The 25,142-nt window shown below is 69.9% G+C and carries 19 protein-coding genes and 2 pseudogenes; 12 read left to right on the top strand and 9 right to left on the bottom strand.

Annotated features, from left to right (window positions below; genetic code table 11):
• Window positions 1-4: 4 nt before the first annotated feature.
• Window positions 5-2,383, bottom strand: a complete 2,379-nt coding sequence (locus ACWBNA_RS37820) for a helix-turn-helix transcriptional regulator (RefSeq protein ID WP_482709068.1) — start codon at window positions 2,381-2,383, stop codon at window positions 5-7.
• 428 nt (window positions 2,384-2,811) lie between these two features.
• Here ACWBNA_RS37820 and ACWBNA_RS37815 point away from each other — a divergent pair, with 428 nt between their 5' ends.
• The 5 genes and pseudogenes from ACWBNA_RS37815 (at window position 2,812) to ACWBNA_RS37795 (ending at window position 10,780) form a co-directional block, all read left to right on the top strand.
• Entirely contained in the window at window positions 2,812-5,559 is a 2,748-nt protein-coding gene (locus ACWBNA_RS37815) for an AAA family ATPase (RefSeq protein WP_482709067.1), read from the top strand.
• A gap of 511 nt (window positions 5,560-6,070) precedes the next feature.
• The gene (locus ACWBNA_RS37810) at window positions 6,071-6,952 is read left to right on the top strand and encodes a hypothetical protein (protein ID WP_482709066.1); all 882 of its coding nucleotides are present in this window, start codon (window positions 6,071-6,073) and stop codon (window positions 6,950-6,952) included.
• A gap of 235 nt (window positions 6,953-7,187) precedes the next feature.
• Window positions 7,188-7,949, top strand: a complete 762-nt coding sequence (locus ACWBNA_RS37805; RefSeq protein ID WP_482709065.1) for an SDR family NAD(P)-dependent oxidoreductase — start codon at window positions 7,188-7,190, stop codon at window positions 7,947-7,949.
• 84 nt (window positions 7,950-8,033) lie between these two features.
• On the top strand, window positions 8,034-9,077 hold the full coding sequence (locus ACWBNA_RS37800; RefSeq protein ID WP_482709064.1) for a zinc-dependent alcohol dehydrogenase: 1,044 nt from the start codon (window positions 8,034-8,036) through the stop codon (window positions 9,075-9,077).
• A gap of 127 nt (window positions 9,078-9,204) precedes the next feature.
• Window positions 9,205-10,780, top strand: a pseudogene (locus tag ACWBNA_RS37795) (MFS transporter).
• A gap of 97 nt (window positions 10,781-10,877) precedes the next feature.
• Here the strand turns inward: ACWBNA_RS37795 and ACWBNA_RS37790 are convergent.
• On the bottom strand, window positions 10,878-12,038 hold the full coding sequence (locus tag ACWBNA_RS37790) for a low temperature requirement protein A (RefSeq protein WP_482709063.1): 1,161 nt from the start codon (window positions 12,036-12,038) through the stop codon (window positions 10,878-10,880).
• A gap of 221 nt (window positions 12,039-12,259) precedes the next feature.
• Window positions 12,260-12,409: a hypothetical protein gene (locus ACWBNA_RS37785; RefSeq protein WP_482709062.1), complete on the bottom strand. Its 150-nt coding sequence runs from the start codon at window positions 12,407-12,409 to the stop codon at window positions 12,260-12,262.
• A 143-nt stretch (window positions 12,410-12,552) separates the two neighbouring features.
• On the opposite strand from ACWBNA_RS37785, the gene ACWBNA_RS37780 reads away from it, so the two are divergent.
• The 3 genes from ACWBNA_RS37780 to ACWBNA_RS37770 all read left to right on the top strand — a co-directional run bounded on the left by ACWBNA_RS37780 (window position 12,553) and on the right by ACWBNA_RS37770 (window position 15,745).
• On the top strand, window positions 12,553-12,942 hold the full coding sequence (locus ACWBNA_RS37780; RefSeq protein ID WP_482709061.1) for a hypothetical protein: 390 nt from the start codon (window positions 12,553-12,555) through the stop codon (window positions 12,940-12,942).
• 61 nt (window positions 12,943-13,003) lie between these two features.
• Window positions 13,004-13,165, top strand: a complete 162-nt coding sequence (locus ACWBNA_RS37775; RefSeq protein WP_482709060.1) for a hypothetical protein — start codon at window positions 13,004-13,006, stop codon at window positions 13,163-13,165.
• A gap of 219 nt (window positions 13,166-13,384) precedes the next feature.
• On the top strand, window positions 13,385-15,745 hold the full coding sequence (locus ACWBNA_RS37770) for an arylsulfatase (RefSeq protein ID WP_482709059.1): 2,361 nt from the start codon (window positions 13,385-13,387) through the stop codon (window positions 15,743-15,745).
• 34 nt (window positions 15,746-15,779) lie between these two features.
• Here the strand turns inward: ACWBNA_RS37770 and ACWBNA_RS37765 are convergent, their stop codons facing one another.
• Window positions 15,780-16,301, bottom strand: a complete 522-nt coding sequence (locus ACWBNA_RS37765) for a hypothetical protein (protein WP_482709058.1) — start codon at window positions 16,299-16,301, stop codon at window positions 15,780-15,782.
• A 433-nt stretch (window positions 16,302-16,734) separates the two neighbouring features.
• Between ACWBNA_RS37765 and ACWBNA_RS37760 the strand changes: the two genes are divergently transcribed.
• The gene (locus ACWBNA_RS37760) at window positions 16,735-18,048 is read left to right on the top strand and encodes a cation:proton antiporter (protein ID WP_482709057.1); all 1,314 of its coding nucleotides are present in this window, start codon (window positions 16,735-16,737) and stop codon (window positions 18,046-18,048) included.
• A 46-nt stretch (window positions 18,049-18,094) separates the two neighbouring features.
• Here ACWBNA_RS37760 and ACWBNA_RS37755 read toward each other — a convergent pair whose 3' ends face one another.
• The 3 genes from ACWBNA_RS37755 to ACWBNA_RS37745 all read right to left on the bottom strand — a co-directional run bounded on the left by ACWBNA_RS37755 (window position 18,095) and on the right by ACWBNA_RS37745 (window position 20,255).
• Entirely contained in the window at window positions 18,095-18,469 is a 375-nt protein-coding gene (locus tag ACWBNA_RS37755) for a hypothetical protein (protein ID WP_482709056.1), read from the bottom strand.
• 590 nt (window positions 18,470-19,059) lie between these two features.
• Window positions 19,060-19,851, bottom strand: a complete 792-nt coding sequence (locus ACWBNA_RS37750) for a GvpL/GvpF family gas vesicle protein (RefSeq protein ID WP_482709055.1) — start codon at window positions 19,849-19,851, stop codon at window positions 19,060-19,062.
• Complete coding sequence (locus ACWBNA_RS37745) at window positions 19,848-20,255, bottom strand: gas vesicle structural protein GvpA (RefSeq protein ID WP_482709101.1); 408 nt, start codon at window positions 20,253-20,255, stop codon at window positions 19,848-19,850. The genes ACWBNA_RS37750 and ACWBNA_RS37745 overlap by 4 nt, the downstream gene beginning before the upstream one ends.
• A gap of 892 nt (window positions 20,256-21,147) precedes the next feature.
• Between ACWBNA_RS37745 and ACWBNA_RS37740 the strand changes: the two genes are divergently transcribed.
• A complete protein-coding gene (locus tag ACWBNA_RS37740) occupies window positions 21,148-21,315 on the top strand; it encodes a hypothetical protein (protein WP_482709054.1) in 168 nt (55 codons plus the stop codon).
• An 884-nt stretch (window positions 21,316-22,199) separates the two neighbouring features.
• Here ACWBNA_RS37740 and ACWBNA_RS37735 read toward each other — a convergent pair.
• Both ACWBNA_RS37735 and ACWBNA_RS37730 read right to left on the bottom strand, forming a co-directional pair.
• Window positions 22,200-22,979: a hypothetical protein gene (locus tag ACWBNA_RS37735; RefSeq protein WP_482709053.1), complete on the bottom strand. Its 780-nt coding sequence runs from the start codon at window positions 22,977-22,979 to the stop codon at window positions 22,200-22,202.
• Between the two features lie 360 nt (window positions 22,980-23,339).
• Entirely contained in the window at window positions 23,340-23,792 is a 453-nt protein-coding gene (locus tag ACWBNA_RS37730) for an Lrp/AsnC family transcriptional regulator (protein WP_482709052.1), read from the bottom strand.
• Between the two features lie 112 nt (window positions 23,793-23,904).
• On the opposite strand from ACWBNA_RS37730, the gene ACWBNA_RS37725 reads away from it, so the two are divergent.
• Together ACWBNA_RS37725 and ACWBNA_RS37720 are read left to right on the top strand one after the other, a co-directional pair.
• Window positions 23,905-24,522 (top strand): LysE family translocator, encoded by a 618-nt coding sequence (locus tag ACWBNA_RS37725; protein ID WP_482709051.1) that lies wholly within the window; start codon window positions 23,905-23,907, stop codon window positions 24,520-24,522.
• A 47-nt stretch (window positions 24,523-24,569) separates the two neighbouring features.
• Window positions 24,570-25,027, top strand: a pseudogene (locus ACWBNA_RS37720) (PaaI family thioesterase).
• Window positions 25,028-25,142 lie beyond the last annotated feature (115 nt).

Here is a 25,142-nt window from a genome sequence, read left to right as displayed (position 1 = left end):
AGGTTCACAGGTGGAGGCGACCGGTGAGCATCGCCATGGCGAGTTCGACCCGTGAGCCGTGGCCCGTCCGTGAGAACAGTCTCGACAGGCGTCCCTCGACGCTCTTCTCGCTGGTCCGCAGGATCTTGGCGATCTGCTTGTTGGTCAGGCCCTCGGAGACGAGTACGGCGAGCAGCCGCTCGTTCTCCTCGGCGGTGGCCTGCCGTCCCGGCACCGGCACTCCGTGGGTGCGCATGATGGGGCGCAGCCAGAACCGGGGCATCAGCGCGTCGAGTTCGCCGAGCATGTCGTACGTGTCCCGCAGCATCGCCGGGTCACCCATGCCGTAGCGGATCAGATGAGCCAGTACGGTGCTCTCCTCCACGAGCTGCTGCCGCTGCTGGGCCAGTCGCCTCGCGGCCCGCGCGGCGTCATGGTCGGTGTGCACGGCCGCGTGCAGGACGAGGCGGGCCATCTCGGCCCGCTCGGTGCCCAGCCTGCGGGCGACTGTCTCGACCTTCGCCAGGCACTGCTTGAGGACCTCGGGTCGGCCGATGTTCAGGGCGACGTCGGCCACCCGCAGCCACAGCAGTTCGGTACCCACCACCACGCCGTCCGACTCGGTGCGGCGCACGGCCGCCCGCAGCAGCGACCGCGCCTGGTCGACCTCCCCGTACACCAACTCACACAAAGCCTGAGCGGAGGCAAGAAGATGAGACAGCATCGGCTGTCTGGCGCGGGCCAGCGCGAGGAGTTCGCTCGCGCGGGTGAGCCTGCCGCCGCAGACCAGCAGGACCGCCGCGTGGTGGTACATCGCGCTCTGGACGGCGTCGCAGGTGTGCACACCGGTGACGGCACTCCGGCGCGCCAGGTCCATCGCTTCCCGCGGACGCCCCCGATGGAGGGCTATGAGCATCCGGCTGGGCAGGCCCAGCTGCCCCGGGGTCCTTCCCGTGTCGGCGAGCAGTCGGTCGGCCTGCCGGATCTCGCCCAGCGTCAGCAGCTCGCCGACCCGGGAGTGCACCTCGGCGGCCGTCGCCTCTCCCGCACGGTGCCGAGCGGGCAGGGTGGCCCTGCTCCGCTCCGTACCGTCCGTGGTGCCCAGCCACAACTCCGCCGTCGAGGCCAGGAATTCGGCCCGCCACTCGACCAGCCCGCTCCTGTCGTGCCGCCGGACCGCCTCCAGCACCTCACACACCTCACGCCAGCGGCCGAGCAGCAGCAGGGCACAGCTGCGGGCGACGGCACGCTCCAGCGGATCGTCCGGGCCGGGGTGCTGGAGCGTGCCATCGGCCGCGATCTTTTCGAGCGTGGTGAGTTCGCCCGCCCGGTACAGGGCGGCCAGATGCGCGAAGCAGACGTCGAGCAACTGGTGCGGGCGCAGCTGGTCGCGGTGGGCCCGCAGTACGAGCCGCGAGGAGTTCAGCCCCTCCTCGGGCCTGCCCTGCGCCAGGCAGATCTTGGCGTGCTCCAGCAGCAGGCGGGGCCGCTCGGCCGGGTCGGTGGTCAGATCCGCGGCGGCCCGCAGCCACCGTACGGCGCGGTGGTCGTCGTACGCGTCGCCGCCCTGGTGCGCCAACCGCTCGGCGGCGGCCAGGAGCTCGGTCCTCGCGCGCTCGGGGTCCACCAGTTTCCCCGCGGCCGCGAGCTGCTCGGGCAGGTACGAGGGATCGGCGCAGCGTGCGGTGCCCTGCCACAGCGCGGACACGGCGATCCGGGCCAGGCTCCGGCGCTCGTACGGGCCGAGCGCCGCCCCGACGGCGGCTCCGGCCAGCGGCAGCCGGTACTCCCAGGTGGAGTCCGACCGGCGGTAGCGCAGTACGCCGGCGTCCGCCAGCCGCGCGAGCAGGTCACGGGCTTCCTGTTCGGTGACGGAGAGGGCCTCGGCTGTCAGCCGGGGCACGGCCTCGCCGAGCGGGCCGAGGACGGCCACGGCTTTGGCGGCTGCCCAGGCCGGGCCGTCCGTCTCACGGACGGGCAGCACCAGTTCGTCGATGGCGGACGGACGCGGGCAGGAGTCGCCGCCCACGAGATGGGCGTGCCGGTCGACCACCCTGATGAGGCCCTGGTCCCGGGCGGTACGAAGCACCGCGCGAGCCACGGCGGGCCAGCCCCGGGTCAGGCGCCACACCCAGCTGACCAGTGCCGGTTCGGCCCTGGCCTCCATCTCGGCGGTGATCATGTCGCCGAGCCGGCGTGGCGACAGCGGGCGCAGGTTCACCTGGTGGACAAGACCGTCCTGCCGCAGCCGGCCGAACACCGCGGCGAAGGCCGTACGGGACGCCGGGGGCACGGGCAGCGTGACGGTGCACACGCAGCGCGTACTCGTCCCGTCCAGCTGCCGGACCAGGGCTTCCAGCGCGGACAACTCGCCCGGGGAAAGGTGCTGGAGATGACTGAGCACCAGTATCGTTCGGCGTTTTTCGCCCTTTTCGGCTTTTTCGCCTGCGGTCGCGCGCCGGAGCAGCCGGTCGGACAGTTGCACTTTGGGCGAAGAATCAGCGAACGAAATGCGCACCATTTCCGGGGCGGCGCGGGCACCCTCGGTCCTGAACTCCCTGTCGTACGCGGACAGTTCATCGAGTACGGATCCGAGTTCCATACCGGAGGGCCCGCACACCACGACGAGTTTCGGGGATCCGGGCGCGCGGATCGCTGCGAGCGTTTCGACGGCAACGCGTTCGTAAGACGGAAAGCTGTGCGCTGTGTGCATGAATCCTCGCTGAGTACGGAGGTCAGCCAGATGCTAACCGGCCGCGTCCCTGTGCGGCGAAGAGAGCCGATACGACGGCGGGGAGGGCGGGAGCGGTGGTGAGGAGAGGGGGTGGAGCCGTGTCCGGCAGGGACGCCGAACTGTCCGCCATCGACGAGGTGTCCGGGCGCGCGCTGCTGCTCCTCGTACGGGGACAGCCCGGTATGGGGAAAACCACCCTGCTGAAGGAAGTCCACCGCACCTGGCGCACCCGCGGCCCCGGCATCGTACGGATTCGCTGCTCTGCCGCCATTCCGCGCTGGGACCTGTTCGGCGCGCGTGCGGTACTGAAAGCGTTCCGGAACGCCTTTCCCGACATCGGGGATTCCCCGCCGGCCGGCACGTTGGCCGCCGTGAACCGGCTGTGCCGACCGGAAAGCTACTGCTCGGCCCTCGCGCGATCCGCCCTCTTCGCCGAGCTGGTACGGCTCTTCGCGCACCTGACCGGGAGCGCGCCCGGCGCCGTACTGATCGACGACGTGCACGCCGCCCCCGACCCCGCGCTCCTCGTGGCCGCCGCCCACCGCGTCGGCTGCACGGTCGTGGCGACGTACCGCGAGGACGGGTGGACCACCGGGCCGACCCGTTCGGCCTCGTCCTCGCTGACCACCTTCGCGGATCGCGTCCTCGACCTGGGCCCACTGCCGGACCAGCGGATCGACGAGCTGCTGGCCCACGCCGCCCACGAGCCGCTGGACGAGGCCGTGGCACCCGCGCTGCGGGCCGCGCTGGGCCCGCTGGCCGGAAACCCCGGCACCGTTCTTGACACCTTCGAGACGCTCCGACGCGAAGGCCAACTCATCCGGTTCCAGGGCCACTTGTGCCTGAACGACCCCGCGACCGGGCCGGCGCTGCCTCTCGACCACGCTCTGGTGCGGCGGGTCGCGGAGTGCGGGGACACCGGCAGGCAGTTGCTCGCGCTGACCGCCTCGGCCGGCCTCTTCTGCCTGGACGACCTCCCGGACTTCGCGGCGGCCACCGGCCACGAACTCGCCGCCTGCGGTCGCATCGTGGACCGCCTGGTCGCCGCCGGCGCTGTGGAATGCGACGACTACGGGGTGCTGCGCATCCCCTGCCTGGCGCTGGTCCCCGCCGTACTGCGGGGCACCGCCCGGGACGAGGCGGCCGAGGTACACCGCGCGCTCGCCGAGCACCTGCTGCGCGGCGACCGCACTCCGTCGCCGGATCCGATGGTGCTCGCCGACCACATCGCGCTCGCCGGCGCCGCGCTTCCGGCCACCCCCTCCGTCGTACCGCTCCTAGAACGCGAAGCCACCGGGGCGCTCGGGACGTGCCCCGTCCGGGCCACGCGCTGGTACCGGGCCGCCCTGCGGCACTGCGAGCCTGATGACCCGGCGCACTCGCGCGTCCTGGCCGCCCTGTTGCCGCTGCTGGTGCGGGCGGGGGACTACGAGGGGCTCGCCGAGACTGTGGCGGAAGCTGTGCGCGCCGACGGTGACGATCATCGGCGTACGGACCTGGCGGCGTACGCGGCGCTGGCCGCCGTGCACACCGGGCGTCCGGTGCCGGTCCCGGTGTACGAAGCCCTGGCCGGCGATCCGGCGGCCGACGGCGCGCTGGAGTTCGCCGCCCGCTGGTTCACCGGCCGGGAACCGCTCCGGGCGAGCGAGGCCGCGTCCGTCTTCGTCCGTCTCCTCCTCGACGGCCCCTCCGAGGACGAGCCGCCCGGCACGTATGCGGCTGGCACCCATGCGACCTGCACCGACGCGGCCTGCGTCTACGCAACCTGTACCGACACGACCGACGCCGACGGGGACGGGGACGGCTTCGATCCAGTGTCCCTCTTCCGGCGGGTGCTCGGCACGGCAGGCTGCGGCGAACCGGTCACCGGCCCACTGGCAGCCCACGCCCGCATCATGCGGGACTACCGGGCCGGGAACTGGGCCGGTATCCCGTCCGAGGCCCGCGCGCTCGAACTGGCGGGCCCGCCCCACACCCCCGTCCACCACGCCGTCCGCCTGATCGCCGCGGAGGTGCACTCGACTCTGGGCGCCTACGAGCAGAGCGCCACGTGGTTGGAACTGACGGGGAACGACTGCCCCTTCCCCGCACTGCGTGCCTGGGCCGTCATGGGCCTCGCCTATCGGACCGGGGAGTGGGAGCGGGCCCGGAAACTGGGCTGGGCCGCCTGCGAAGAGGCGGCAGAACAGGCCGACGGGACCGACGAGGCAGGCGTGGTGGTGGGCATCGGCGGGCTGCTCGTCCGGCTCGCGTTCGCCGAGTGGGGGGAGGGCGGTCGCCGGGAACTGCTGCCCCGCCTGCGTGCCGAGGCGGAACGGTGGCACGCCCGCCTGGGCGGTACAGGACTACGGGCGGCCACACTCATCATCCGCGCCCTCGCCGAGCGCGACGTCGTCAGCGCGCACACGGCGGTGGACGTCCTGCGCGAGCACGGCGGGCGGAGCGAGCTGCTGCGGGCGTACATGACCGTCGCGTACCTGGCCGACGTCCCGCGTCCCTGGAACCAGGAGGCGTACGAGATCGCCCGGAGCCTCGGCGACGGCATCCATCAGACGACGATCACGGAGTCGCTGCGGGTGTCCGGCGTGACCCCGACGACCCACGACGACAGCGCTCGTACCATCCCCACCGCCACCACCGCCCTGTCCGGCCTGGAAGGGCGCATCACCGCTCTGGTCGGGCGGGGCCTGACCAACCGGCAGATCGCGAGGGAACTCCAGGTGAGTGAGAAGACCGTAGAGAACAACCTCACCCAGGCGTTCGCGAAGACGGGCTGCCGCTCACGGCTGGACCTGGCCCTGGCCGTGATGGAGGGCCGCCCGGCCGTGGTCCTCCCCCGTTCGTGAGGGATTCCCCCCAGGAATCGGCCAGGCCCGCTGACCGAGAGGACCACTCCACCAGGATGTCCGGCAGAGGCGCCCTACCGCCTCACAGCACGTCCAGCACATCAGCACGGAGGTACGGCATGCCCCCCCACACAGAGCCGGAGCCGGACAGCACGATGAAGCGGACGCCCGCGGAGTAGTACGTACCGGCCGCAGCGTGCGCGACAACGGCCCGCGTGCCCGTACGACGCGCACAGTGGCTCGCCCTTGATTGAGCCGACTCCGCATTCCGATCTCGTAGAACCCCATGCCGGTCAGCCGGTCCGCGCTCGGTGAAGCCCGCGGACCTGACTGGCCCATCAACCTCCCCATCAACTTCTGTATCCCGACGGGGGGTTCACCGCACAGTGCGCCGCCGGAGCGTGGCTCTGCCCTGTTCCAGTGACGTGCGGCTCTTCGCACAACCGGTTGTCCCCCTCTCACACACATCTCCCACACACCCCAGGGCTCCTCTCCCCCAGAAAGGAAAACCATGAAGGACCGCGCCAAAGTCGAGGACCTGCTCGTCGCGTCGGATCTGCAGGTGCAGACCGCCGAGACCGCGTGGAAGCACGTCAGGGCCGAGTACGTCGACATCATCGACGACATCCTGGCGACGCTGGCGCCGAGCGGCCCCTACGCGTACACCGTCAGCCCTTCGGTCGAGGAGGGCAAGGAACTCCCGACCCAGCGCATCGTCACCACGTTCGACGAGATCGCCGCGTCCTACCGCGGCATGCACCGGTTCGCCGCCGTGGTGGCGATCCGCCCCGTCGCGGAGATCAACGGCTCCTGGTACACCTTCGTCAGCGGCCTCGGGCGCGGGCGCCTCAAGACGACCGGTGAGGAGAGCGAGCGGCCGGTCATCGTGATCTTCCCGACGATGGGCTCCGAGGGCATCACCGGGGAGCCGTTCTGGGGCAGGACCCAGCAGGGCAGCATGCCGGGAGACCCGGCCGACGGGGTGCTGGCCAGCCGGTACGCCGTGGCGGGGCTGCACGAGACCCTGCTCGACTCGTATCGCAAGGGCGACATCGACGCGATCGTCGAGAGGGCTCACCCCGAGATCCAGGGCGGCGTGCGCGACTACGTGTCGCATTCCGGGACCCTGCCCGCGATGCACACCAAGGACGACCTGCGAGCCAACCTCGAGGCCTTCTACGCCGCGTACTCCGTCCGCTCGATCGAGGTCGTCCACCAGCACTTCGACGACTGGTTCTTCTTCCACGAGCTGCGGTGGACGGTCGGGGCCCGGCAGGGCGCGAACGCCGGACTCAGCTTCCGCTACCACACCGCCGAGTACGCCGAGGTGTCGGCTGCCGGACTCGTCGTCGCCCACATCGGCCACGGCACGGACCAGATCAAGCTCGGCTGAATCAGTCAGGATCAGCGTCCGGACCGTAGTGACCACCCCTGCGTAACCACCCCTGAGACCCGGGGGCGCCTTGAGCGGAGGCGCCCTCGCCGCACCGAATCCCGTGGGGACGGGGAACGGTGCTCCCTTCGGGCCCGGCGGCCGGGACAACTCCCCCCGCACGCCCGGGCGTTCCCGCCGCCGGGCCCGAAGCACACACAGCTGGACGAGAAGGAGCACCCCTATGAACCCCGGTATGAGCACCGGTCTTCACGAGCGCAGCGTCGTCGTCACCGGCGCCGGGTCCGACGTCGGCCGGGCCGCGGCCGTGCGGTTCGCGCGTAAGGGCGCGTACGTGCTGGCGGCGGACCTGAGACGGGCGGGTGCCGAAGAGACCGTCAAGGCCGTGGCGGACGTGGGAGGCACCGCCCTCGCGGTCGCCGGCGACCTCAGCAACCAGCAGGTCGTGGACCAGGTGGTCGACACCGCCGTCGAAGCCTTCGGCGGCGTGGACGTCCTCGTACACAACGCCGCGATCATGGACCGGATGTCGGTCCTCAGCGAGACCGACGACGCCGAGTGGTACCGCGTCCTCGAGGTCAACCTGACGGCACCGTTCCTGCTGACCCGCGCCGTACTGCCGCTCATGATGGCCGAGGGGCGCGGCTCGATCGTCTTCACCGCGGTCGAGGCCGGCCTGCGCGGCAGTATCGCCGGGGCCGCCTCCACCGCCTCCCGGCACGGCGTCATCGGCCTGGTCAGGTCGCTCGCCGTGACCTACCTCGGCATCGGCATCCGTACCAACGCCATCGCCCCCGGCGGCACCGGGACCGACTTCCCGATCGCCGCCCTGCCCGGGGTCTACGGCGACAACATCCTCGCTCCCCGTTTCGGCGGCGCCGGCCGCGTCGCCACCGCCGAGGAGCAGGCCGCCGCCATCGTGTTCCTCGCCTCCGACGCCGCCGCCCACATCAACGGCGCCGTCCTGCCCGTCGACGAGGGCTGGTCCGCCGCCTGACGAACCGCCTGCCCGACTCCCGTATCCAGCAGCTTCACAGCATCACAGCTTCGGAACTTCAGAACTTCAGAAAGAGAGTCTTTCATGGCCACGATGAAGTCCGTCCAGACCGGTGGCGTCGGCAAGATCGACGTGGTGGACGTCGAGCGTCCCGTGCCGGGACCGAAGGACGTCCTGGTGAAGGTCCGCGCCTGCGGCATCTGCGGCACCGACATCACCTTCCTGCACATGGGCGGCATGCCGGCCCGCGCACATGCGGGCGGCGAACTGATCCCCGTGGCCCTGGGACACGAGCCGGCCGGCGAGATCGTCGAAGTGGGCGCCGAGGTCGCCGACCTGAAGGTGGGCGACCGCGTGGTCGTCAACCCGCAGGACGCCCCGACCGGGATCATCGGCTGTGGCGGGAGGTTCGGCGGCATGAGCGAGTACCTGCTCATCGAGAACGCCGTCGTGGGCAAGAGCGCCGCGGTGTTCCCCGACACCGTGCCCTTCGACGTCGCCGCGCTGAACGAACCTATGGCGGTCGCCCGGCACTGCGTCAACCGTTCCGAGGCGGGGCCGGCCGACAAGGTGGTGGTGTTCGGTGCCGGGCCCATCGGCCTGGGCGCCACCATCTGGCTGAAGCTGCGCGGCGTCGAGCACGTCGTCGTCGCCGACGTGATCCCGTCGCGTCTGGAGAAGGCGCTGGCGGTCGGCGCCGACGCGGTCATCAACTCGGCGAAGGAGAACGTGACGGAGCGTCTGACCGAACTGCACGGCCAGGCCGCCAACGCGCTCGGGCAGCCCCGCGCCGGCACCGACATCTACATCGACGCCGCCGGTGCCCCCGCCGTTTTCCAGGCCGCCGTCGACTCCGCGAAGTGGAAGGCCAAGCTGGTCATGGTCGCCGTACAGAAGAAGGCGTCGGACATCGACCTCGGCGGCATGCTCCGCAGCGAGCTGACCCTCGTCGCCTCCCAGGGCTACCCCACGGAGATCTTCGAGGTGACCCCGGAGATCGTGAAGCACCACGAGCGCTTCGCCAAGCTGATCAGCCACCGCGTCCCGTTCGCCGAGGCGGGCCACGCCTTCGAGCTCACGCTGACGCCGGGCGCCGCGGAGAAGGTCGTCGTCACCTTCGACGAGTAGCCCCGGAGGGTGGGGAGTTCTGGGTTCGTGCCGTCGGCTGCGGGGGCCCGGCGACGCGAACCCTGGTCGGTCGAGTCACCGACTTCAGCGGAGTACTTGCTTGCTTCTCTTCGACGGAGGCCGTCTCATGTCCGACACCCTTGCCCGATCCTCCGGCGCCGGGCACTCCGCCCCGCCGAGGTCGAACGCCGTGGTGGCGGTTCTGGCCTTCGCCGGCATCGTCGTCGCGCTGATGCAGACCCTGGTCATCCCGATCGTCCCCGAGCTGCCCCGGCTCCTTGACGCCTCGGCGTCGAACACCGCCTGGACGGTCACCGCCACCCTGCTGGCCGCCGCCGTCGCCACCCCCGTGGTCGGCCGGCTCGGAGACATGTNCCTCGGCGTCGAACACCGCCTGGACGGTCACCGCCACCCTGCTGGCCGCCGCCGTCGCCACCCCCGTGGTCGGCCGGCTCGGAGACATGTACGGCAAGCGCCGCATGCTGCTCGTCAGCATCGTCCTGCTGATCGCCGGCTCCGTCGTCTGCGCGCTCAGCGACTCCGTGATCCCGATGATCGCCGGACGCGCCCTGCAGGGCCTGGCGGCCGGTGTCATCCCGCTCGGCATCAGCATCATGCGCGAGGTACTGCCCGCCGAGCGGCTCACCGGCTCGACGGCGCTGATGAGCGCCTCGCTGGGAGTGGGCGGTGCCCTCGGCCTGCCCTCCGCCGCCTTCATCGCCGACAACTTCGACTGGCACATCCTGTTCTCGACCTCGGCCGCCCTCGGCGCCGTCGCCCTCGCGCTCGTCCTGGTCCTCGTACCCGAGTCGAAGGTCCGTACCGGTGGACGCTTCGACTTCATCGGCTCCTTCGGCATGGCGACCGGCCTGGTCTCCCTGCTGCTGGCCATCTCCAAAGGCGGCGACTGGGGCTGGACCAGCGCCACCACCCTGGGCCTGCTCGCCTTCGCGGTCGTCGTCCTGCTGGTATGGGGCTGGTACGAGCTGCGCACCGCGCAGCCGCTGGTCGACTTGCGCACCACCGCCCGCCGTCAGGTGCTGTTCACCAACCTCGCCTCGGTGGCGTTCGGCTTCTCGATGTTCGCGATGTCCCTGGTCCTGCCGCAGGTGCTCCAGCTGCCCGAGGTTACCGGCTACGGCCTCGGCAAGTCGATGCTCATGGTCGGCCTGGTCCTGGCACCGCAGGGCCTGGTGATGATGGCCATGTCCGCCGTGTCGGCGAGCATCACCAAGGCCAAGGGCCCGCAGACCACCCTGATGCTCGGCGCCGCCATCGTCGCCGCCGGCTACAGCCTGAGCATCGTGATGATGTCCGAGATCTGGCACATCGTCCTGATCTCCTGCATCATCGGCGCCGGTGTCGGCTTCGCCTACGGCGCCATGCCCACCCTCATCATGGGCGCCGTCCCCGCCTCCGAGACGGCCGCCGCCAACAGCCTCAACACCCTGATGCGCTCCATCGGAACCTCGGTCGCCAGCGCCATCGCCGGCGTCATCCTCGCCCAGATGACCACCGACTTCGGCGGCTTCCCCCTCCCCTCCGAGAACGGCTTCAAGGTGGTCATGGCCATCGGTGCGGGCGCGGCCGTACTCGCCTTCTTCGTCGCCTCCTTCATCCCGCGCCAGGGCACCACCGCCCAGGAGGTGCTGGCCACCGAGGGCCCGACGAACACCGCGGAGGTCGCCGAGGCGAAGGTCTGAGCCACCGCGAACACCGACTCCAGGCGGTCGCCCTCCCTGCACTCGCGGGGAGGGCGACCGCCTGACTGTTCCCCACGTTCCGCACTGTTCCTGGGGATCAGTTGTGTGCTGTCCGAGAGCTGGGCGGCTCGTGGGTTTCGCGGCGCTGGGAAACCGTCACGGACACCGCGGCCAGTGCGGCGACCGCCACGCCGGTGGCAGGCACCGGAACATCGGTGAAGGTCAGGGCGAGAACCACTACCGCGGTGCCCGGAATCAACAGCGCATGCGCGGCCAGGGCGTGGTGCGGGCGGATGTGCAGCAGGTAGAGGACGAGCAGGAAGACCGCCACCGGCACCGTGACCGCCGCACCCGCGGCGGCGTCCGAGATCTCCGTGTGGTGCGTGACGTGGTCGACGTTCACTGCCAGGCCCGCGCCGACCGCGGCCGCCGAGCCGAAGACCAGGTAGTGACCGTAACCCCAGGGGAACGCGGCCCGGTCGGAGGTCAGGAAGAGGGTGGCGGGCTTGGCGAAGTACAGCCACCACATCGACAGGACGATGAGCAGGCCGCCCGCCGCCACGGCGTAGAGGCCGGCGGTCGCCTCCCGCGCGTCCAGGGCCTGCTGCACGGCCACGGTCGCCGCCAGTACCGACTCACCCAGGACGATCAGCGTGAACAGCCCGAACCGCTCGGCGATGTGATGCGGATGCCAGGGCGTCCGCCCTGCCGCCTCGGCCCAGACCGGGACGGCGACGTCGAAGATCGCCAGAACGGCGAAGAGCGGCATGCGCGAGCCGTCCGGCAGGAAGAGCCAGCCGATCCAGGCGCACTGGACTACGACGAGACCGGCGGCGTAGCGCACAGCGGTCGCCCGGGCTTCCGGGTGGGCCCGGGCCGCCCGCAGCCACAGCGCGACCAGGCCCAGGCGCATGACCGTGTACCCGACGACCGGAATGGTGAAGTCGTGGTCCACGAAGGCCCGCGGCACACCGGAAGCAAGGACGAGAACCCCGGCGATCTGAACGAAGGCCGCCAGCCGGTACGGCACGTCATCGATGTCGTACGCCGATGCGAACCAGGTGAAGCCCATCCAGGCCCACCAGATGGCGAAGAAGACGGCGAAATAGCTGAGGACCCCCGTCGAGGCGTGGTCCTCGCTCACCGCATGGTGGAGCTGCGCGGCGACCTGCGCGACGGCGACGACGAAACACAGGTCGAACAGCAGCTCAAGCGGGGTGGCCGCGCGGTGCGGCTCGGCGGGGTCGCGCGCCCTCATCGTGCGGAACCACGGTCTGACAAACGGGGCTTGTTCGCTCACGCCTCATTCTGCGATACGAGAGGGGCCGCCGCCCTGTGGTTTCCGGCCTGCGCGGCAGGCTTGTCGGCTTCCGCCCTCACCCGGAACCGCAACGAGGACACGGCCACTCACGTGCGAGCACGTGGAGACCAGGGAGGACCTCGCCGGCGGTGGTTGCACGTCAAAAGAGAACCCCGCCATTACGCTTGTGCGCGGGCCATCGTCAACTTCTCCGGGGACGGGTCGTCGTAGCGCATCCAGTGCCACCGCCCCCTGGTCCGCCAGCTGACGTCGTCGAGTGCCTGGGCTATGTGCTGTGCGCTGGCCTCGTGGCGCGTCACGTCCTGCACGGATGCCATCCTCTCGTGATCTTCTCGACCAGACGCGGCACGCTATCAACGAGCTCGGACATTGCCCCCGGGGCCGGCCGCCTGAGCCGAGCACAACAGAGCGCGCTTGGGAGCAGGAGGCCGACCTCACCGACGACCAGTCGGTGCGTAGGGTCCTGATCCGGTACGCCCGCCAGGGCTGCGACTCCGCGCGCGATCTCAAGGCCGGCGAGGCCGTCACCGTCGCACTTTCCGCGGCGAACCGGGACGCTGACCATTTCGCCGACCCGGACGCGCTCGACCTCACCCGCTCCACGGCCGGACACCTCGCGTTCGCTCACGGCCTCCACCGGTGCCTCGGGCAGCGACCACGGCCGCTCACCTCTGCCTCCAGCAATGCCGGGCTCAGTGAGTTCTCCAGGTTCGCCATCGCCGCGCGGAAGAAGACGCTCTCAATGACGCTGTTGAACTTCTTCAGCTGGGGCAGCGACTCTTGGTGCCAGGACACCGAGGCGGCTGCCCGCACCGCCACATACATCTCCTACGCGGGGTAAGGGTTCGCGGCCGCGTGCCGTTCCGCGTGGCAAAGCGCCACAGGGCGCGCCGCCGCTCGATGTGGACCAGACCCCGGCAGAGCACCCGGGCACCCGCCTGTGCACCCTGTGCGGAGCCGCCCAGGAGCTGACACCTCTACTGCGCGGCTTCGACCACATCACCGACTCCGCCCCCAACGCGAGCGTGTGCCACATCTGGATCGGCATCCCTGCCCCGACGTAGTGCGTTCTCCGGACCGGGTCCGGGTACCGCGCCCCCGGTCGCCGTGGTGATGGTGGCGGCCTAGCGTGGAAGTGCCCGGGCGCGCGCCAGCCGCTGCCGGCAGCAGGGTTTCTTGTTCGGCCATCCGACTGGGATCCCGGTGTCGGCGACAGGGTGTTGTGACAGCCGCATGCAGAAGCATCACCGGTGTCCGCGCCGGCTGGTGGGACGGAGGCCGGAATGTCGCAGACGTCGTGGAGTGAGTACAGGCCGGGGCAAGGGTTTCCGGGGGTGGTGGGGCGGACGACGGAGGAGTCGAGTCCGGCGTGGCCGCAGCCGGTGCGGGCGGTGCCGGGTGCGCCGAACGTGTTGATGATCGTGTTGGACGACACTGGGTACGGGCAGTTCGGCTGTTACGGGAGCCCGATCGAGACCCCCACTTTTGATGCGTTGGCCGCGGGCGGGCTGCTGTACAGCAACATGCACACCACCGCGCTGTGCTCGCCGTCGCGTTCGTGCATCGTGACGGGCCGCAACCACCATGCGAACGGGATGGCGGCGATCACGGAGCTGGCCACCGGCTATCCCGGCTACAACGGGCAGATCCCGTTCGAGAACGGGTTCCTCTCCGAGATGCTGCTGGAGCACGGCTACAACACGTACATGGTCGGCAAGTGGCACCTGATGCCCTCGGAGCATGAATCGGCCGCGGGCCCGTACGAGCGGTGGCCGCTGGGGCGGGGTTTCGAGCGGTTCTACGGGTTCCTGGGCGGGGATACGAGCCAGTGGTATCCGGACCTGGTATACGACAACCACCAGGTCGAGCCTCCGGCGACGCCGGATGAGGGCTACCACCTGACGGAGGACCTGGTCGAGCGGGCGATGTCGTTCATCGCCGACGCCAAGCAGGTCGCACCGGACAAGCCGTTCTACCTGAACCTGTGCCCTGGTGCGACGCATGCCCCGCACCATGTGCCGAAGGAGTGGGCGGACCGTTACCGAGGCCGGTTCGACGACGGCTGGGACGCCTACCGGGAGCACACCTTCGACCGGCAGAAGCAGCTGGGCGTGGTGCATGCGGACGCGCAGCTGTCCCCGCACGATCCGGACGTGCCCGCGTGGGAGTCGCTGTCCCCCGAGGCGCGGCGTCTGGCCGCGCGGATGATGGAGGTCTACGCCGGGTTCCTCAGCCACACGGATCACCACATCGGGCGGCTGCTGGACTTCCTGAAGGAGACCGGCGAGTTCGACAACACGCTGATCATGGTGGTCTCCGACAACGGGGCGAGCGCCGAGGGCGGGGTGACCGGTACCGCCAACGAGCTGCAGTTCTTCAACAACGCGCCCGAGTCGCTGGAGGAGAGTCTGGCGAGGATCGACGAACTCGGCGGCCCGGAGACGTTCAACCACTACCCCTGGGGCTGGACGTGGGCGGGCAACACCCCCTTCCGTCGCTGGAAGCGGGAGACGTACCGCGGCGGCGTCAGCGATCCCTTCCTCGTCCACTGGCCCGACGGCATCCGGACCCGCGGTGAGATCCGCGACCAGTTCGCGCACATCATCGACATGGTCCCCACCGTCCTGGACGTGCTCGGGATCGAGCCGCCCGCGACCATCCGGGGCGTCACCCAGGCGCCGCTGCACGGGGTCAGCTTCGCCCATACCTTCGACGACGCCGGTGCGGCGTCCCTTCACCGCACCCAGTACTACGAGATGCTCGGGCACCGGGCGATCGACCACGACGGGTGGCGGGCGGTGTGCCCCTGGCCCGGCCCCTCATTCGAGGAGGCCGGGCGGCCCTTCGGCACGCCGATCACCATGGCAGACCTCGACGACCTCGACGCCCACCACTGGGAGCTCTACCACGTCGACGAGGACATCGCTGAAACCCGGAACCTCGCCGAAGAGCACCGCAGCAAACTGATCGAGATGATCGCCCTGTGGTACGTGGAGGCCGGCAGGTACAACGTGCTGCCGATCGATGGCAGCGTCCTGCAGCGCATCATGACCGAGCGTCCGCAGATCACCGAGGCCCGCACCAGCTACACCTTCCGGCCCGGCACGCAGACCCTGCCGGCCGCGGTCGCGCCCCGGGTCCTCAACCGCCCGCACAGCGTCACCGCCGAGGCAGAGATCCCGCCCGGTGGCGCGCAGGGCGTCCTGCTCTGCCAGGGCACCACCGCCGGCGGCTGGTCCCTCTACCTCAAGGACGGCCACCTCCACTACGCCCACAACTACGTCCAGCGGACCCTGCACCACGTGGCCTCCAGCGAGAGCGTGCCCGAGGGGCGGCACACCCTGCGCTTCGAGTTCGAGCCCACCGGCGCGCCGGACATCGCCCACGGCAAGGGCGCACCCGGCCGGGCCCAGCTGTACATCGACGGGAGCCTCGTCGGCGAGACCGATATGACGGTCACCACCCCGATCGCCTTCAACCCCGGTGGCATGGCCTGCGGGGCCAACCCCGGATCGGCCATCACCCCCGACTACCGGGCACCGTTCCGCTTCACCGGCACCCTCCACAGCGTCACCGTCGACCTGTCCGGCGACCTCATTGTCGACGCCCCCAGCGAGATGCGCATGCACATGGCCCGCCAGTAGCCGACCGGCCGGGGCTCCTCGCCGGAGCCGTGCTTCACCGGCGGGTGGAATTCACTTGGCCGACTCCGAGCGGTCGGCGGATGCGTGGGCGCGGATCCGCTCTGTCCTGGCGCGCTCTGAAGGGCGGGCGAGGCACTGGGCGGAACGTCACTCGCCGCCCTCCGGCCGCTGTGGTGCCGCCCGCTCGGCATCGAGGGCCCTGCGACTGGAGCCAGGCGGCGATGTCCGCGGCGGCCTGGCTGCCGTCCACCCGTACGTCCGCGGCATGGGTGATGCGCTTGACCGCCGCGTCCTCGATCGCCGGATCCGAGGCGAGCGGCGAGACCGTCTCCACGTACCGGTCGGTGTCCAGCGCGATGTCGTGCACCCACACCGTGAGCAGCGCGACCGGCACCAGGATGCAGGTGAGCACGATGAGCACCGCCGAGACGGTTTTCCGCGAGATCCGTACAGCCGTCGAGCCGTGCTTGGGTTCACTTCCCGCCGCATCGCCCGCACTCCTCTCTGGGACGGCAGCGGGCTCGGACGGCTCGTGCGGCTCGTGCGGGCTGGTCATGAGGGCTCCATCCAGGGCTCCTGGGGGATTACCTGCCTCCATTTCCGCCGCTCCACGGCCGTACGGCCCGCCCAGGCGGGCCGTACGGGCGAGCCGCGGTCAGCACTCTGGGGCTGGTTGCGCAGTGATGTGTCTCCGGGGCCGCGCCGTACGAGGGGCGAGGTCAGACCTGGCGTACGAGGGCCGGCGAGTCCCTGGGTGGGTGGGTCCCTTGCGTCGGGCCATGGCAGCCGGTGTGGGGCGACTGCGGCCTGGCCGTTCCACTGCCTGGGCGGCAGCACCCGGCGTGTCCTCGGCGACGTCAGCGGGCAGCCTTCGCCGACCTGTAGAAGGAAGCCACCGGCGCGTTCATGCGAAGCCAGCGGGCGGCCGCAGCCGGGCAGGAGTCGACAGTCCGCCGGGAGCGACGGCAGAGGGATCCGGAGGCCAGAACATGAGCAGTGGCGCCTGGACCGGTGTGGCGGTGGCGGGCGTCACTGCCACGTACGCCTTGGGCTCGCGCCGGCTGTCCTCGACGGCGCTGTCGTCGGCGATCGTCTTCGTCGGCGGCGGGATCCTTCTCGGGCCGGCTGTGCTGGACATCGTTGACCTGACACAGGACGCCGCACCGATCATCGCGCTCCTCGAAGCGACCCTGGCGCTCGTGCTGTTCACCGACGCCATGACGGTACGCAGGCGGGACCTGGTGACCGGTGGCTTCCTGCCGGGCCGTCTGCTGAGCATCGGGCTGCCGCTGAGCATCGGGGCCGGCTGGCTGCTTGCCTGGCCCCTGCTGCCGGGGCTGACGGTGTGGGAGCTCGCCCTCGTCGCCGCCATCCTCGCCCCCACCGACGCCGCCCTCGGAAAAACCGCCATGTCCAGTCCCCGCGTCCCGGCGCTCGTGCGGCACGGCCTGAACGTCGAAAGCGGTTTGAACGACGGCATGGTGCTGCCCTTCTTCATCCTGTTCCTGGCAGCCATCCCAGGCACGCATTACGCGGAAGAGGGCGTGGCGGGCGTCTTCTGGCGCGCGCTCGTCCTGAGCACCGCGCTGGGTCTCCTGGTCGGTGGGCTCGGCGGCCGGCTGCTGCAGTGGTCCCGGGCCAGGCGATGGGTGTCGGGGGAATGGCGGCAGGCCTATCCGCTGGCCGTCGCGGCAGCGTCGTACGAACTCGCCGTCGTCACCGACGGCAGCGGCTTCATCGCCGCCTGGGTCGCCGGATTCGCCTTCGGGTACGCCCTGCGCCGCCACCCGGCCGGCCACGAGCAGGACCACCCGGACCGCACCGCCGAGTTCGCCGAGAATCTCGGAGGACTCCTCGCGTCGATCAGCCTCCTGGTCTTCGGGGCGGTGCTGCTCGGTCCCGCACTGGAGCATCTGAGCTGGCGGATCGTCCTGTACGCGGTGCTCAGCCTCACCGTCGTCAGGATGCTGCCGGTGGCCCTCTCACTCACCGGGAGCAGGCTGCGGCCGCCCACGGTGGCGTACATCGGGTGGTTCGGGCCACGCGGCCTCGCATCCGTCGTACTGGCGCTGCTCGTGGTGGAGGAACACGTCCCCGGGCTGGAACTCCTGGGCAGAGTGGTCGCGATCACCGTAGGTCTCAGCGTCCTCCTGCACGGCGTCACCGCTGTGGCCCTCGCCGAACGGTACGGCCACTGGTACGAGAAGACCGCGGCCACCACCCGCGACCTGCGCGAGGGCATTCCCGTACCCGAGAGCCCCGTGCGCGGCAGGCCCGGCCCCCTGGACAAGCCCGAGAGGTGAGGAAGCGCCCCTGAGCCACACCGCAGCACGGCATCTGCGGCCTTGCTCAGTCGTCTCCATCCAGCAGCCAGCGCAACTCGATCTCAAGCCATTGGCTCTCGTGACGCCACATGTCCAAAGCGTTCACCAGCTGACGGCTCACGGCGCCGGCCGTCAGCGAGCGCCACCGGCAGCCGTTGAGGAAATCGACGAGTACGCCCATCCGCACGTCACGGCGGGCCACCGGTGGCGCGTCGGCCGCTCCGTGTCCGTTGATCGCGGCGAGCGCGAGACGGCTGACCATTTCGGAGGTGAGGCCCCGCCACGCGTACGGGCTCAGTGCCTCGCTCACCGCACGCACGCGCGCATCGCTCAAGACAGTTTGCCGCACCATCGGAAAAAGCCCTCCGCGATATCCGGGGACGTCCCCGTCGATGGCCACGTCATCAGCGGCCTGGGCCCTGTATCGCGGGGAGTGGCAGTTGGAGCGTAAAGGGCACACCGGGACGCGTCCAGCTCTGCATCGGCTGCCACCGCGTGGCAGAGGCCGACAGGCGTCGCCCGTCATGTTCAGGACGTCAGGACCATCTGCTTGACGTTTCAGGGTGCCTTTCAGCACCGCTCCCCAGGAGCGTTTCGGCAGGTCCTTCGGACTGTCCGGCGCCCGCTGCTCCACCTGCTCATCCGGCCCGGCACCCGTCCCCCGCCCGGTCTCGACCTCGTGGTCGGCCACGGTGTGCCCGCTGTGCCTTCCATGCCGTCTCAATGTCGGCGCCATCTCACCCGAGTATCCGGGCGCGCATAACCCACACAGGCATTCATAAACAAATTTGGAGTCTTTATATGTTTTGTGCCTTTCGCGGCCGGCCGGGCGGACGCCAATAGGTAAGAGAATTGCAGGTCAACCAGCCCTGATCTAGCGGCGGTGCTCGTACCGCAGTTCCGCCGTGGGTCCGGGCGCGCACGGCTTGTCGTCTGGCCGATCAGCTCGGGCAGGACTGAAGCCGCCCGCGCATGAGGCTTCGCAGCTTGTTACCCGTTGGTCGGCTGGGCTGTTTCGGCTCCGAATGCTTCCGCGGTGCCGCCTTCGGCCTGCTGCGACGAGGGGGTGTCGACGAAGCTGTAGGGCGGCAGCGGGCCGTGGACACGCAGTTCCAGGTGCGGGTGCTCCTGACGGAGTCCGTCGACTGCGGTCAGGAACTGCTCCGCTGAACCGCGGTCCACCAGGAAGGAGATGTTGGCCAGCCAGCCGGTGCTCTGCGGGCCGACGCTGACCGCCTCGGCCGTCGGCTCCAGCACCTGCTGGAGCAGCCCCGCGTCAGTCGCCTCGCGCGCCTGGACGGCAGCAGCCACCATCTCCCCCAGCCGGACCTTCTCCTCGTGCGACCCGCCGCCGGCTTGCCGGTTTGCCTCCGCCAGCGACCGGATCTCGTCGTTGTCCGCCATCACCAGGTGCAGCACGCCCTCTTCATTGTGGTTGGCCTTGACGTTGTACTCCGCCTTGCCGTCCAGCGTGCGCAGCCGCTCCAGGAAGTGCTCCGCACGTTCGACGAGGACCGTGGTCACCGTGTCATCGTCGGGGGAGGCGCTTCCGAACCGCATCGGCAGGACTACGCCATCCGCTCCGGCCACATCCAGTACCCCCTGGTGGGCGAGCAGGTCACGCCGCTTGGGTCGCAGTTCCTCGGGGGCATCGCTGACGATCGCGGCCAGCTCGCCCTGGTGCAGCACCCGCACCGGCCGCGGGGGGTCTCCGATGCCGTCCGTGTCCTGCGGGAGCGAGGAATGCGAGGCTCGAACGATTCCGTATATGTAGGTGCTCACCGCTCTGTCTCCCTCCGGCGCGCGGCGGGCCGGGCGCCCTGACGTTCCTTGCCCTCGTCACGGGACTGCTGGAAGGCATCGGAGATCGTCTCCGCGGCGCCGGACAGGGCTCCCTTGGTCTTGCCGCGGGCGCCGGACTCAGTGGCTTGCCCCGTGAGCTCGGTAAGCCCGGCAGGCTTGCGCGGCCCCGCCTCCAGATCGAGACGGTTGCACGCCTCGGCGAAGCGCAGGTAGGTGTCGACGCTGGCGACCACGATCCGTATGTCGATCTTGAGTATCTCGATACCGACAAGGGAGACCCGGATGAACGCGTCGATCACCAGCCCTCGGTCGAGAATGAGTTCCAGAACGTCGTAGAGGCCGCTGGAACCTCCCCCGCCACCCTGCTGTGTCGCCACGGTCATCACGACCAACCCCTTGCCATCTGTCTCTGCGTGGTCCCGTCGGCGCTGTCCCTCGCTGCGACGCAGGCTTGCAGGTGCGAGTAGCCCTACCACCTGCGACCAAACGAAGGTACGACTCTTCGCCGTGGTAGCACTGCAGCGGACGCGAACGCCTACCGGTGCGGCTGCGTGCCCTTCATGCGCATCCGCACCCAACTGCTCCAAGACGCATCCCGCACGCCGCGTGCAAGACGAATTCCTCGCCGACTGTGGCCGAGCGGCAGGCTGATCACTGACGTCAGGCGGACATGGCTCAAACGGCCGCAGCGTGGCGCCAGCTGCTGACAGGTACGCGGTCACAAGCATTGACCGGCAAGGACCACGCCCTGCCCCCGCAATAACGGCGGCGTGTCGGACCCGCCGCCATCGAAGCCTTACAGGCCGTGCCACCAGTAGCTGGAAACGCCATTCCACGGGGCGCAGGCTGGGCCGATGGTGTGGTGCCGTTGGTATTGCCGTTGTCCTGGGCGGTGATCGCACGTTGTGCTGGATGGTCGTCGGTTCGGCAGTGGCCATCGTCGTGGCGGGCGCGGGGCGAAATGGTGTTCGGGGCCGCGCGGTCGCCCGGTAGAGGTGAGTATGAGCGGTGGGGAGAGACCGGTCAGGACTCCGGCAGCGAGATACGGCGGCTGCCGGGTGCTGAGTGACCAGCTGACTGAGGTGATTGATGCCATCTGCTGGCAGGCGGGGTTGGCGGCGTTGGCCCAAGCCCTTGCTCCCGCGGGCGAGAGACCCGAAGGAACGGAGGAATCGGCACCTTGAACGCGGCACTGTGACGCCGCTGCCAGATGCGAGGACCCTGACCGGATGCCAATCTGAGCAGAGGACCAACAGCATTGCCGGAGGTGCGGTCATGGGGGCAGAAGAGATGAGGCAGCGGGCCAAGGACATGGCTGACAAGCTGCGACACGGAGGCCAGGGCGGCCAGAGCAGCAAGGCGCGCCACAAGACCCAGGGGCGCAGCAAACTCCTCGAGGAGCAGATGAAGAAGCTGCAGGAGCGGCGACACCGGCATCGGTGACTATTAGTAGTCAGCAGCGACTCGAACGAATTGGTCATGCGCTCGCTCAGGCGTTTCCGCTACGCGAGCTTGCGCTGTACGGCCTGCACGGCTGACGGCGCGCACCATGCCGGCGCGCTGGGCCGCGTCACCGTTGCCGCCGAGGGCCCACAGGCCCGCCCACGTCGAGGCTGGGAAAGACGCTGAGCCGGACGCCGCCCTCGCCCAGCTCACGAAGAACGTGGAAGACCTGCGCAACGAGCAGCGGCGCCGCCAGCAGCAGCTGGACCAGCCACCGAGCATGCCTCGCCCACCACCGCGCCATCGGCCTGACCGCGTGCGTGCAGTGTCGCGGACGATGCTGCTGCTCTTCGATCAGGGCCGTCGCTGCGCCTGAGCGAACAGAAAGCGAGCCTCGTGGCTGCCCGGCGCCGTGCCGGGTCGCCCCGCCGGAGCCTTGCAGGTGGGGCACGAAACGTGTGACACGCTCCGGGCCAGGGCCTCGGTCGTGGTTCCGCTGCTCCGCGAGGGCTTGCTTCCACTGCCTTGCGCCCGTTTGTGGGCTGCGGCCTTTCCCGGGATGCGATGACCAGCCGGAGTCGTGTGTCGTGGCCACCAAAGCGCCGCAGCGGCTGACCGTCCGGGTCGTCGTCGAAACACTCCTGGCCCGAACTGGCCTTGCAGGTTGGGCAGTTCCGTTGAAGCCACTTCTTACGCGATACCTGGTCCTGAAGCCCGCCCACTTTGTGGCCGTAGGCGCGGGCCCGCGCCCCCTGCAGCAAGTCGATCTGGGCCCGGGGCAGCGGCACGCTACTGTCCGGCAGCTGAGAGATCGCCCTCAGCAGGGCCCTGACGTCGCCGAAGCGCTCCTGCTCCAGCGCCAGTACAAGCTCCACCAGGTATTCCTACCGCTGGAACGCGGCCTGCTGCGCCTTGCGCTCACGCTTCTCCCGCTCCTGCTTCGCCGCATTGCCGGTCAGGACAACGATTCCGCTTCTGGACCCTCGAGTGACGACCTCCTTGCCGCGCTCCAACAGCCACTGCTCGGCTGAGTCACGGGCTTGCTTCAATGCCGCCGGCGCGGGGGTCCGGCGCTCCAGCAGGTCGTCGCACTCTTTGATCAGCTTTCGGGTGTTGGCGATGTCGCGGCCTTGGCGTGCGGTCGCCAGGCGCAGCAGGAGGCGGCGGATCTCCGGCGATATCCGGACCAGCTGATCGTGCGTTTCCGCGTTGGGACGCCCCGGTGGGCGAGCCACGGGCCGGTCCGGCAGGTCGTTGAGGGCGGGTGTCACCAGGCCGTCAAGGCCCATAGAGCACTGATCGGGACTGAACCACTGGATACCGCGGGCGGTCTCGGTGCCGATCAGGACGCGGCGGCTCGTGCCCTGGCTGTCGCAGCGGATGCGGTGCACGTACGGGAGGCGCTGCAGCGTTGCGCGGTTCAGCGGTACCCCGGTTTCGACCACGATGCGGGCGGCGGCCTGCGGGCCTCCCCAGCTGGGTGGAACGGCCGCGTTCATGTGGATGGTCAGCCCGGTGTCGTCACCGAGCCGCAGCTGCACTACGGAGCCAGCCGGGGCCAGCCCCGGCCCCGGCTGCGAGCACACCACCTCGCCCGGAAGGTCCTGGGCGCGCAGCAGCCCTTCGGTAGCAGCCCTCACGTAGAGGTGATCGGCGCTGGTCACGTCGCGGGCCGGGCGCGCGCACGGCGGCCGCGTGGTGTCCGTGTCGGGGTGATGGGCGAAGTGGCAGACCTTCCCTATTGAATCGGCGTGTTGAAGCGGCCTGGCAGGGTGGGGTGATGAGCAAGTGGCGTGTGTTCTGGGTTCCCAAGACGGCGCCGAGCGTGTCGCCACACGTGCCCGTGTTGGAGGGGTGGGCAGACCTGGCGGAGCGCGAAGAGTCGGCCGGTATCCGACCCGGTGATCCGATTCTGCTGTCGCCGGACTACCGCGTCGACGAGCTCCTCAGCCTGTACACGCAGCGCACGGCCGGTAGAGACTCCCGACCTGGCCTTCGTGGCAACCGGGTTCGCGGGTAGGCGGCTACTCAGGCAGGGGGCGGTCGTGGACGACGTTCTTCATGACGAGGGTGGAGGTCAGGCGCTGGACCCCGGGCAGTCGGGCGAGCTGCTGGTCGTAGAGCTGCTGGAAGGCGGCCAGGTCGGTGGTGGCGACACGGAGCAGGTAGTCGGGCTCGCCGAACAGGCGCTGCGCCTGGATGACGTGCGGGACAGCGCTCACGGCCTCTTCGAAGGCCGTGACGGTGTCGGGGGCCTCCCAGCGCAGGGTGGCGAAGACGAGCGCCTCGAAGTTCAGGCCGACGGCGGCCGGGTCGACGACGGCGCGGTAGCCGCGGATCGCGCCCTCGCGTTCGAGGTCGCGCAGGCGACGATGGCAGGGCGAGACGCTGAGCCTCACACGAGCAGCCAGCTCGGTGACGGTCAGGCGGCCATCCACCTGCAGCTCGGTAAGAATCTTCCGGTCTAGGGCATCCACAGAGAAGATTCTGTCTCATATCTCGTGATCATGAGACAAAGACGCAAACATCTTCGGGCAAATCGAACCTAACCTTCCCTCTCAGAGCAAGAAACGCGAGAGGGAACGATCGATGGATACGACGACGCTGGCGGCCTTCCTCGCAGTGGACCTGCTGCTGGTGTTCACCCCGGGTGCGGACTGGGCCTACGCGATCTCCGCCAGACTGCGGGAACGCTCGGTCGTCCCGGCGGTCACCGGGCTGATCGCCGGACACGCGGCCTACGCACTGGTGGCCGTCGCCGGCCTCGCGGTGATCGTGGCGAGCTCCCCCGCCGCACTCACCGCCCTGACGGTGGCGGGGGCCGGCTACCTGCTGTGGCTGGGCTGGGGTGTTCTGCGGCAGCCGACCATACCGGCGGCCGCTGAAGAGAGCGCGGATGCCTCCCGCGTGCAGGTCATACTCAAGGGGGCCGGGATCAGCGGCCTGAATCCGAAGGCGCTGCTGCTGTACTTCTCGCTGTTTCCGCAGTTCATCGACACTGCCGGCGGCTGGCCGGTCGCCGCGCAGACCGGGCTGCTCAGCATGGTGCACCTGACCGCGTGCGCCGTCGTCTACCTCGGCGTCGGCGTCATGGCCCGCACGGTCCTGAAGACCCGGCCCTCGGCAGCCCGGGTCGTCACACGCATCAGCGGTGCCATGATGATCGTCATCGGCGCCTTTCTGCTGGTGGAACGCCTGGCCGGCTGAGGAACCAGTCCGCTCCACCCGACACGGACCCGAAGGAGAGCACGTACGTGGGAGACCAGTCGCAGCAGGAACAGGCGAGCCCTGCGGTCCGGAAGCGCGTTCAGGACAGCTTCGACCGCCAGGGCCTCATGGCCCACCTCGGCGCGCGCCTCGCGCACATTGGGCCCGACCGCGTGCACATCGTGCTCCCGGCCCGCCCTGAGGTGACCCAGCAGCACGGCTACGTCCACGCGGGCGCCACCAGCGCCATAGCGGACAGCGCCGGCGGCTACGCGGCACTCACGCTGTTCTCCGAGGACTCAGAGGTCCTCACCGTCGAGTACAAGATCAACCTGCTCGCGCCCGCCTCCGGCGACCACCTCGAAGCGATCGGCACGTCCTCAAACCCGGACGCACCCTGACCGTCTGCCAGTGGGAGGTGTACGGCGTCCAAGAAGATGGGGAACGCAAGCTCGTCGCCAACGGCCAGCAGACGTTGATCCGCGTGAACAGGTCCGCCGAGTGAGCCCCCAGCCGTCTCCCCCGTCCCTGCCCCCGTGGCTGACGTGATGGCAGCGGCCCTTCCCCGACGCCAACACACTCCTGCTGACCGGACGGCAACCCGCCCTGATCGACAGCGG

The organism is Streptomyces sp. Q2, from assembly GCF_056820935.1.
This window is presented reverse-complemented; position numbering and strand designations above follow the sequence as displayed.